Source organism: Microbacterium sp. Bi128 (assembly GCF_918698205.1).
Genome location: NZ_CAKKMM010000972.1, coordinates 1 through 1,949, shown reverse-complemented (window position 1 = coordinate 1,949; position 1,949 = coordinate 1). Strand labels below are relative to the sequence as shown.

The following is a 1,949-nucleotide window of genomic DNA, read 5'->3' as shown; positions in this document are numbered from 1 at the left end:
CTCATCGGCATTCCGTCCCTGGGGCTCTACGCCGCCGGCCGGGCGCTGGGGATCACGACGGCGATCATCCCCAGCGCCCTGGACGCATACTGGTGGACCGTACCGGTGCTGGTCCTGTCCGCGATCCGGCACGCGGTGGTCGAGGAAGTGATTGTGGTGGCGTACCTGCTGGACCGGCTCGGGAAACTGGGCTGGAGCGTGCCGGCGGCCATCGCCGCCAGCGCCCTGCTCCGCGGCAGCTATCACCTGTACCAGGGGTTCGGGCCGTTCATCGGCAACGCGGTGATGGGCGTCGTCTTCGCGCTGTTCTACATCCGGACCAAACGGGTGATGCCGCTGGTGATCGCCCACGCCATCCTGGACACCGTGGCCTTCGTGGGGTTCAGCCTGTTCGGCAAGGCCGTGGGCCTGGGCTGAGTTCCCCGCGTTGCTTTTAGGAGCAGGCCTTAAATGATCTCGGCCGCCGTCTCCTAGGTGACATCGTTGGCACCTAAGAGATGGCGGCCGAAGCGTGGGGCGGGTGGAGCGTTAGATCGTGACCGCTCCGGAGGCGGTCTCGAAGGTGACAGAGAGGATGCCGGGAGTACCGTGCGGCGCGATCCAGTTCACGGCGACGTCTTCCAGCGGCTTTTCAACCGGTTCGCCCAGCCACTCCGTGACGCGCTCGGCCGAACCGGCAATGGTCAGTGCGGACATCTTGACATCGCTCGCGTAGGCGTTGGACGGGTGCAACTCCGGGTCGCCCTCCCACTTGAGCATGTATGGCACCTGGGGGTCGGCGATGAGCCCCAGGATGCCGATCTGCTTCCAGACCAGTTCGCGGCCGTCGGGAAACTTCCGGTTGCCGTTGACGGCGGCGCGGCCGAGCCGCTCCTCGAACGGGGCCAGGTCGTCAACCTCGACGCACCAGCCCATCCAGCCGCCGCCGGCCTCGGAGCGTGCCCGGACGGCCTGGCCGAACGGGGCCTTGTCGGAGGCCGGGTGGTTCAGGACCTCCACGACTTCCAGGTACTTGTGTCCCGCGAGCGGGATAATCATGTTGCGTGTCCCGAAACGGGGGTGCACTCCACCCTTCACGGCTTCAACGCCGAGGGCAGACGCAATACGTTCAGTGGTGGCTGCCAAGCCATCGTGTTCACAGGCGTAAGAGACGTGATCCATGCGCATGCCATCATCTTGGCACTTTGTGATGGACCTCTCAGCTTAGGCTCCCCTAACCGTCATGGGACGTCCTGGGGCGCGGAACGCGGCGCCCCGGATGCTCCGTCACGGCGGCCGTCTTCATCTTCGTCACAAAGCTATCCAGGGCTCCGCCGCCATTCCTACACTGAAGTCAGGTCATGAGTGCCAGCGCACAGCCCCGGCTTGCTGGCCGGCAACCCTCGTATCGCGGTGGGGTGCCCCGGGTGAAGACCTGGCCGTCCGGCGCCCGCCGGAGGGCAAGCGCGGCGCCTGTTCCGGTTCGGGCCGAAAGCCCCGGCCGGTGCTGTGCCCAGTGACTCGAGGAGCACCAATGTCCAACGCCTGGTCCTTTGAAACCCGCCAGATCCACGCCGGCCAGGAGCCGGACAGCGCCACCGGCGCGCGTTCCCTGCCTATCTACCAGACGACGTCGTTCGTGTTCCCCAGCGCCGAAAGCGCCGCGAACCGCTTTGCGCTCGCCGAGCTAGCGCCCATCTACACCCGGATCGGCAACCCGACCCAGGATGCCGTCGAACAGCGCGTCGCCAGCCTGGAAGGCGGTCTCGCGGCGCTGCTGCTCAGCTCCGGCCAGGCCGCCGAGACGTTCGCCATCCTCAATATCGCCGAGGCCGGGGACCATGTGGTGGCCAGCCCCAGCCTCTATGGCGGAACCTACAACCTGCTCGCGCACACGCTGAAGAAGTTCGGCATCTCCGTGACCTTCGTGGCGGACCCGGACAACCTGGACCAGTGGCGGGACGCCGTCC

General features: G+C 66.8%; 3 protein-coding genes and 1 riboswitch. Of the genes, 2 read left to right on the top strand and 1 reads right to left on the bottom strand.

The annotated features are described in order from the left end of the window. Nucleotides 1-417, top strand: a 417-nt coding sequence (locus tag LQV45_RS28700) for a CPBP family intramembrane glutamic endopeptidase (RefSeq protein ID WP_230010392.1), incomplete at its 5' end; no start/stop codon positions are given. Between the two features lie 111 nt (nt 418-528). Here the strand turns inward: LQV45_RS28700 and LQV45_RS28695 are convergent. Then, a complete protein-coding gene (locus LQV45_RS28695) occupies nt 529-1,167 on the bottom strand; it encodes a VOC family protein (protein WP_223914077.1) in 639 nt (212 codons plus the stop codon). A gap of 169 nt (nt 1,168-1,336) precedes the next feature. Next, nucleotides 1,337-1,452, top strand: a riboswitch (SAM riboswitch). 61 nt (nt 1,453-1,513) lie between these two features. Here LQV45_RS28695 and LQV45_RS28690 point away from each other — a divergent pair. Then, nucleotides 1,514-1,949, top strand: a 436-nt coding sequence (locus LQV45_RS28690) for a PLP-dependent transferase (protein ID WP_230010391.1), incomplete at its 3' end; no start/stop codon positions are given.

Excerpts from the sequence above, each read along its gene's own strand:
- LQV45_RS28695 (WP_223914077.1), bottom strand. The coding sequence starts at position 1,167 with ATGCGCATGGATCACGTCTCTTACGCCTGTGAACACGATGGCTTGGCA.